Origin of the sequence: Polaromonas sp., from assembly GCF_013817205.1 — a bacterium.
In the GTDB taxonomy this organism is placed as follows: Bacteria; Pseudomonadota; Gammaproteobacteria; order Burkholderiales; family Burkholderiaceae_C; genus Polaromonas.
On sequence record NZ_JACDDD010000048.1, the window covers coordinates 22,178 to 29,363 of the forward strand.

At 63.7% G+C, this 7,186-nt stretch carries 8 protein-coding genes; 1 reads left to right on the plus strand and 7 read right to left on the minus strand.

Going from position 1 to position 7,186, the window contains the following annotated elements:
• Positions 1-66 precede the first annotated feature (66 nt).
• The 7 genes from H0W47_RS12015 to H0W47_RS12045 all read right to left on the minus strand — a co-directional run bounded on the left by H0W47_RS12015 (position 67) and on the right by H0W47_RS12045 (position 5,904).
• A complete protein-coding gene (locus H0W47_RS12015) occupies positions 67-2,166 on the minus strand; it encodes a TonB-dependent receptor (RefSeq protein ID WP_296924617.1) in 2,100 nt (699 codons plus the stop codon).
• Between the two features lie 76 nt (positions 2,167-2,242).
• Positions 2,243-2,638, minus strand: a complete 396-nt coding sequence (locus tag H0W47_RS12020; protein WP_296924619.1) for a hypothetical protein — start codon at positions 2,636-2,638, stop codon at positions 2,243-2,245.
• Between the two features lie 5 nt (positions 2,639-2,643).
• A complete protein-coding gene (locus tag H0W47_RS12025) occupies positions 2,644-3,174 on the minus strand; it encodes a DUF3299 domain-containing protein (protein ID WP_296924626.1) in 531 nt (176 codons plus the stop codon).
• A 100-nt stretch (positions 3,175-3,274) separates the two neighbouring features.
• The gene (locus tag H0W47_RS12030) at positions 3,275-3,523 is read right to left on the minus strand and encodes a hypothetical protein (protein WP_296924628.1); all 249 of its coding nucleotides are present in this window, start codon (positions 3,521-3,523) and stop codon (positions 3,275-3,277) included.
• Positions 3,524-3,549: 26 nt separating this feature from the next.
• Positions 3,550-4,752 (minus strand): FtsX-like permease family protein, encoded by a 1,203-nt coding sequence (locus H0W47_RS12035; RefSeq protein ID WP_296924620.1) that lies wholly within the window; start codon positions 4,750-4,752, stop codon positions 3,550-3,552.
• Positions 4,749-5,405, minus strand: coding sequence for an ABC transporter ATP-binding protein (locus tag H0W47_RS12040; protein WP_296924622.1), 657 nt, complete (start codon positions 5,403-5,405; stop codon positions 4,749-4,751). Before H0W47_RS12040 ends, H0W47_RS12035 begins: the two co-directional genes overlap by 4 nt.
• 4 nt (positions 5,406-5,409) lie before the next feature.
• A complete protein-coding gene (locus tag H0W47_RS12045) occupies positions 5,410-5,904 on the minus strand; it encodes a Fur family transcriptional regulator (protein WP_296924624.1) in 495 nt (164 codons plus the stop codon).
• A 476-nt stretch (positions 5,905-6,380) separates the two neighbouring features.
• Here H0W47_RS12045 and H0W47_RS12050 point away from each other — a divergent pair, with 476 nt between their 5' ends.
• Complete coding sequence (locus H0W47_RS12050) at positions 6,381-6,755, plus strand: CHRD domain-containing protein (protein ID WP_296924629.1); 375 nt, start codon at positions 6,381-6,383, stop codon at positions 6,753-6,755.
• Positions 6,756-7,186 lie beyond the last annotated feature (431 nt).

Genomic DNA, 7,186 nt, shown 5'->3' on the forward strand with positions numbered 1-7,186 from the left:
TTAGCTCCTGCCGAAATATGCAGGCTACCGGCGCAGCGTGACGCTTGATCACGGCAAATGCGAGTTCTAGAAACTCGCCTGCAACCCTACCTTCAAACTGCGCCCCGGCAGAGGCGCCTTCGGAAACGCCGTACTCGTCAGCACGGATGTCGCACTGTATGCCAGCTTGTCCGTGATGTTGTCAAGCCGGGCGTACCACAGCAGGCGCGCAGCGCCGGCTTTCACGCGGTAGGTCGCTGCCGCGTTCCACAAGGTGTAGGCGCCGGTTTGACCGGTCGGTGCGGCGGGCACACGTTTCTGCGCAGCATTGTGGTCAAAGCCGAAGCTCGCGCCCCAGGGTCCGCTGGCCCACAGCAGCGACGCGCCAACACGCCAGGGCGCGATACGCGGCAGCGGCTGGCCGTTCGTCAGGTTGGTGGCGCGTATGAGGTCGCCGCGCAGGGCCAGGTCGACTTGCGAGGCGCCTTCGAGCAAACGGATGTTGCCGCTGGCCTCGACGCCGGTAAAGCGCGCCCTCACCTGCTCGTAACGAAACTGCGCGAGCGGCTTGAACTCGGCGCCCGATGCGGTGAAGCCACGGTTACCGGCATCTTCGACCGGATTGACTTCGCCGTCTTCTGCATTGCGCGTCACGCCCGGGGTCTGGTTCAGCGCAATGTAGTTCTTGAAGCGGCTGAGGTAAGTGTTGACTTTGAAGCTGTGGCCGCCCGACTTCCATGCTACGCCGATGTCGAGGTTGTTCGACTGCTCCTTCGCCAGGTTCGGATTGCCCACTTCGTAGGCGGCCGTTGCGATGTGCGGGCCGTCGGCAAACAGCTCGTAGTCTTTGGGCGCACGCTCGGTGTAGGCCAGATTGCCCGTGAACTGCCAGCCCGGTGCTGCATTCCACAAAGCCCCCAGGGCGTAGCTGCCGGGCTTGAAGTCCCTGCGGGCCGGCGTGAAGCGCGCCACCCGGGGGTTGCCGAAGGATTCGACCTTGACCGATTCCAGCCGCCCGCCCAGGCTCAGCTTGCCCCAGCTTGTGCCGAGTTCTTCATACGCAAAAACCGCAGACTGCGCTGTCTTGCTGTAAGGTGCAAAAGCCTCACTGCCGTCGGCAGAAAAGCGGTTGGACTCGGTCTGGAAACCCAGCACGCCGTCAAGATTGCCCAGCTTCGCGTGGCGCGCCTCCAGACGAAAGTCGTTGCCCTTGTTCTTGAACACGGTGCCCACCGTCGCGCCTTCAAACTCGGTGTGGCGATAGTCGGTCTGGCTGTACTGGCCCTTGATACTTTGAATCGGACCATGCAGATTGCGGAGCTCGCCCTCAATGGCGTACCGGTCCGATTTCATGCCGATGGTGACTTCATCTTCGGCCACCGTGCCATAAGTACTGCGGTAGGTGCTGGCCGACGCGCCGAGGTAGCCCTGATCAAAAAACACCGAGCCGCCAACCGCACCGCCGCTGACCTCACTGGCGGAGTTGCAGATACGTCTTGAGGTGGTGGTGACGCCCGCTTTGGTGCACTTGAGGTCACGCGGTACTTTGACATCACTCGTTTTCCGGTCAAAGGCGTCCACATGCAGGCTGTACCGGTGGTTGCCACCTTCCAGCAGCACGCCTTTGCCACGCTCCGAATTGCCGGTGGCAGCGTTCAGGTCGGCCTTGCCGCTGATGCCACCTTTTTCATCGAATTGCGGCTCACGCGGGATGCGGTTGTCGATGACATTGACCACGCCGCCGACGGCGCTGCCGCCGTAAAGCAGCGCGCCGGGGCCGCGCAGCACCTCGATGCGTTCGATGCTTAGCGGGTCGCTGGTCACCGAGTGGTCATAGCTGAGGCTGGATGCATCGAGCGAGCCACCACCATTGGCCAGGATGCGGATACGGTCACCGTCAAGCCCGCGGATGATGGGCCGGCTCGCGTTGGGGCCAAAGTAGGTGCTGCTGACGCCGGGCGTGCCGTCCAGGGTTTCACCGAGCGTTGTTTTTGAGCGCAGCAGCAGGCCCTCGCCGGAATACTGCGTGGCCGGGGCAATCAGGTCTGCCGCGCCCAAGGGGTTGCCGGTGACGGTGATTTCTTTCAGGGAAGGCGCGGCGGTCTGGGCCTGCGCCAGTTGTGAACTTAGCGCGAACAGGGTCAGCGTAGCCGCGCCGACGGCGCTGCGGGGGAACAATTTTTTCATGGGAACTCGTTGAATCGGAAGACGGAAACGCCGTGCAATGGCCAACCGGCATCACACGGGACTTCAGGGAAGGGATTCAGCGAGTCAGGGGCGGGCCGCGCGCTTCGAACAGCGCAGCCCGGCGGGCGAGTAGCTCACCCTCGAGAAAGTGAAAGGCGAAAGAAGAAAGAACAATCGGCAACACCAGCGCGGGCGGCACGGCAAGCATATCGCTGTGACATAGCTGATCGTAAACACGGCAGTCGGAATCCTCGGCATGGACCGAAAAGAAATCGGCCAGCCAACCATGGCCGTCAGCATATTCATGCGCATGGCTGCCATCATCATGGGCATGCTCGTGCGCGTGCGCGGCATGAACCGCAGCACCCCCACCATGCACCACGCCATGCATCAGGCCCAGCAGAGGCGCAAGCAGCAGCGCCAGAGCCAAATAGCTCCATGCCGCCCGCCATGCCATGCGCCTGAGCGGCATTCGCCCTACTTCACCGTCACCGCATCAGTGATGCGGTAATAAAGACCGTAGGGATCGTCACGCAGCACCTGCAGGCGGCCCTCGACCACCACGGCTTCCATGCTGTATTCCACCGGGTTTTTGGTCTTGACCTCGACCATGCTTGCGGGTCCTCCCGGCAGGCAGAAGGAGCAGCTCAGTGGCACCGACGACAGCAGGAAGTGGCGCTGCTTCTTGCCGGGCTCCAGCGGCATCATGAAACCCTGGATGCGCTGGGTCTTGCCGTTCATGTCGAGCTGGCTGGCGTTAAACACCGGCAGGATGCGGTTTTTCTCGTTTTTGGTTTTGACATCGGTCAGCACCGACCAGGCCAGCACGTCATCACGCGGCGCCAGCGGCGCAAACGGGCTGTTGGCGCCATGCACACCGGCGCCCTTCCCGGCCAGGCCGTCGATGCTGCCCGGCAGGATGGCCGTGCCCGGCGCCGGCGGCTTGCTGGCGCCCGGCGGCAGCGGTGAGCTCAGTTGCGCCTGCGCTGGGGTAGCGAACAAGACCATGGACAAGACCAAGGCAAGCGCGGATGCGGCTTTGCCGGGCCGCAGGTCGCGCCCCCTGGAGGGGGAGACGCCGAAGGCGTTTCGGGGAGAAGTCATATTTTCAATGCGCGTGTTTCATTCCGCAGTATTTTCCCACCGCCAGGCCTTTGCAGGAAGCCTGCAGGTCTTTCATGCAGACATCGGCCTTTTTGCCTGATTCCAGGCATTTGGCGGCGGCTTCATGCGCGGCAGCCATGGCGCGGTGGCGCTGGATGTCTTCCTTGGTTTCCTTGTCGCTGTGTTGCGCATGCGCTATCGAAAACATAGCTGTGAGCGCAAGCCCGGCGAGGGTTGGAAGCATTTTTTTCATTGGGTTTTTCATGATGGTCCTTTGATTTACCTGGATTGAAGAAGTTCAGACACATTGGCCCGGTAGGCCTCGAACGCGGGCAACAAGGCCGACAGCAGCGCCACCGCCACAGCCAGCACCGGCACGCTCCACAGCTCGGCCGGCCAGGCCAGCCCGCTGATCAGGACGGATTTGTCGAGCTGCACAAACCAGGCCAGCGCGACCATCAGTTCTTGCCCCGCCAGCACGCCGATCAGCGTGGCCAGCAGCGCCAGCCACAGTGCTTCACACAGCAGCAGCGCCGCCACCTTGCGCGGCGGCGCGCCCAGCATGCGCAGCAGCGCCAGATCGGCGCGCCGCTCGCGCACGGCGCTCCACAGCGCGATGAACACGCTCAGGCCCGCCGTCAGCAGCAGCACGCCGGCCAGCGCGCGCAGCACGTCGGTGCCGACGCCAATCAGCTTCAACAGGCGTGTGATCTCCAGCGCCGGCGCCGCAGCCTGCATCTCTGTCGTGGTGTTGACAAAACGCGGGAAGCTCACCGCCGCCAGCGGCGTGCGGTAGCGGATCAGCGCCAGCGTCAGCTCGCGTTCCGCCTCCAGCACCTTGCGGTCTTCCGCGTCCAGCGCGGTATCGGCTTCGTGGACCTGCCAGACTGACTCGGTGGCAGTCAGCACCAGCCGGTCCAGCACCGAGCCGCTGGCAGCGAGAACGCCGCTGACCACATAAAGTGTCTGGCCGTGGCTGTCGCCACCAGCGGCCAGGCCGTGGCTGCCTTCGAAACGGCCACCGACCTTCAGGCCAGTCTGCGCCGCCACCTGCGCTCCCAGCACCGCCTGCATGGGCGCCGTCCACATGCCGCCCTGCGCAAAAGCTGCGCTGTAATGCGTGATGTAGGCCGGCGTGGTGCCCACAATCCGAAAACCGCGGTAGCTGTCGCCCAAGCTGATCGGGATCAGTTGCGCCACCTGCGGGTGTTGTTCGAGCTCCTTCACCGCGCCCAGCGGGATATTGCCAGTGGGCGCATCGATGTGGAACACGCCCGACAGAATCAGCTGCATCGGGCTGCCCTTGGCGCCCACCACCACGTCGATGCCGGCGAGGTCACGTTCGAAAGCCTTGTCGATCTGGTGGCTGGCCAGCAGCACAAAACTCAGGGACGTCAGGCCCAAGCTCAGCAGCAGCAGGTTCAGCCCCGCCGAGAGCGGCCGCGACCACAAAAAACGCCAGGCAATTGCTATTGTTTTCATAGCTGCTTACGCCCGATTGACAAGGGCTGGAAACCGATATGACTGTCAAGATGGACCTCTACACGGGCATCGTGGGTGGCAATCACCAGCGTGGCACCGTGGCGCTGCGCCGTCGCCTGCAGCAGCGCCAGCGCCTGCCTGGCGGTTTCATCGTCCAGGCTGGCGGTAGGTTCGTCGGCCAGGATGACTTTGGGCTGCAGCAGCACCGCCCGCGCCAGCGCCACCCGCTGCGCTTGGCCACCGGACAGCTGCGCCGGCTTGCGCGCCGCCAGTTCGTCCACCCCCAGCGCTGCAAGCGCTTCCCGGATGCGGGCATCGTCCTGCGGCTGCCCCGCCGCCCACTGCGCCATCGCGAGGTTGCCATGCACTGTCAGCGCGGCGCTCAAGTGAAGTTTTTGCGGCAGAAAACCGATGGTCCGCGCGCGCCAGGCGTCACTGGCAGCTCCGCGCAGCGTGCTCATGACCTGCCCCGCCACCGTGATGTCACCCGCGCCGGGCGCCAACAGCGCCGCCGCCAACGCCAGCCAGGTTGACTTGCCCGAGCCCGACGCACCGCGCAGCAGCAGCACGCCGCCCTGAGGCACGTCAACATCGTCGAAGCGAAGCTCGGCACCACTGCGGTAGCGGTAGGTCAGCTGCCGCGAGCTGATCACGCGCTCAGCCCTTTGCAGCCGCTGTGGCGGCCCCCGTGGCGCAATCGGCGCAGACGCCGCGCACCGCAAAGTCCAGGCTCATGCCCTGGTAACCCAGCGCCTTCAAGGCTTCGAGTGCCGATTGAGCCGCCCGGTCCAGATCGTCGGCACTGGCTTGCAAGGCGCTTTCCAGCGGGCTGTCGCGATGGCAGCTCTGGCATTCGAAGTGCGGCATCGCGTGCACGCTGCTTGGCATCGCCTGGTAACGCCGCACCCGGCTGGCATCTACCCGACACAGCAGCAGGCCGACCTGGGTCAGGCGGTCGATCAGGCGGTACAGCGTGACGCGGTCCAGTGCGCTGCCGTCGGCGGCATCGCCCTCACCCGCCAGCGCAACCTGCAGTTGGGCATGTGTGTAGCTGGTGTCCGGATGCGCCAGCAACCAGCCCAGCACGCGGCGTGCAGCGACGGTACGGCGCAGGCCGTGGGCAGACAGCAGGGCGTCGATGGGGTCGGTCACGGATTTGCTGCGAGGAAGTACGGGCGACATGGAGGGGTGACGTCTTAATTACCGCAATAGAGTTGCATTATGACTGATATGCACACCCGGGGGCATCAACGCCGCGATGAAAATCGCGGCAGGCAAAGCCCATTACCCGCTGGATGACCCCGGCCCATCGCGCACAACCCGGCGAGCCGCAAAAAAGGCGCACGATGGCGAGACGCGCACATGGATGCATTCGAAGGCCAGCGAATGCACCCTTCCTGCATGCCCACATCAGAACAAAAGAGGTGGCCGAGCCGACCGCACAACACCGGCCGCTGGTGCGTCGGGGTTAGCCCCAAGCGGCGTGACAAATTGACAGCGCAAAATAACGTCTCTACATACAGGAGCTTTTTCAAATGAACATATTGCCCACCCGCCGGTCCTTTGCCATGCTTTCGTTCGCTTCCATTGCCGCCATCGGCCTTGCCGGCTGTGCCATGCAAAAGCCCATGCCTGCCCCGTCGAACATCGTCAAGCTGAGCACCCAATTGCGCGGCACCAGCGAAGTTCCACCGAACAACAGCCCAGGCATGGGCATGGTCGAAGCCACCTTCAACAAAGACACCCGCGTGCTGAGCTGGAAAGTCAGCTACTCGGGCCTCACAGGCCCTGCATCAGCGGCCCACTTCCACGGCCCCGCCGCTGCCAACGCCAATGCCGGTGTGGTGATGCCATGGCCAAGCGCCGCGAACGGCGCAACCGGCAGCGCCACTGTTGCCCCGGCGCAGGTCGGTGATCTGCTGGCCGGCTTCTGGTACGCCAACGTCCACACAGCAGCATTCCCTGGCGGCGAAATCCGCGGCCAGATGATGCTCGCCAAATAAGCCAGCCCGCATTGGACCGGGAGGCCCGGCCACTGCACTGTCACGCACCCGAGCCGGCGGCCTCTCAACGAGGTTCGCCGGCTTTTTTTCTTTTCCTTGCGCAGCAGCAGCCCGGCCTGCCTCACACCCAGCGACGTACCGTCTATGGACAATATGCGCTCTTCCGGGTCAATCAGGAAGTGGTCGATGCACGTCATCACATAAGAAGCAGAAAAACCGGCGCTGGCAGTGCAGCGGGTTTGACTCGCGCAAGCCCGGCAGCAGCAGCACGTGGTCCTGAGGCACAGCTACGTCGTCGAAGCTAAGAACTTATCCGTAAATAAATGATAATCACTTTCCATGCGCGAGTGCCGCGGTTGGAGTTGTGATGGCAAAAGCCAAATCCTGGGAAGTGACTGACGAATTCTGGCAACGTGTTGAGACGTTGATCC

Coding starts and splice junctions, on each gene's coding strand:
- H0W47_RS12015 (WP_296924617.1), bottom strand. CDS start 2,166: ATGAAAAAATTGTTCCCCCGCAGCGCCGTCGGCGCGGCTACGCTGACC.
- H0W47_RS12020 (WP_296924619.1), bottom strand. CDS start 2,638: ATGCCGCTCAGGCGCATGGCATGGCGGGCGGCATGGAGCTATTTGGCT.
- H0W47_RS12025 (WP_296924626.1), bottom strand. CDS start 3,174: ATGGTCTTGTTCGCTACCCCAGCGCAGGCGCAACTGAGCTCACCGCTG.
- H0W47_RS12030 (WP_296924628.1), bottom strand. CDS start 3,523: ATGAAAAAAATGCTTCCAACCCTCGCCGGGCTTGCGCTCACAGCTATG.
- H0W47_RS12035 (WP_296924620.1), bottom strand. CDS start 4,752: ATGAAAACAATAGCAATTGCCTGGCGTTTTTTGTGGTCGCGGCCGCTC.
- H0W47_RS12050 (WP_296924629.1), top strand. CDS start 6,381: ATGCCTGCCCCGTCGAACATCGTCAAGCTGAGCACCCAATTGCGCGGC.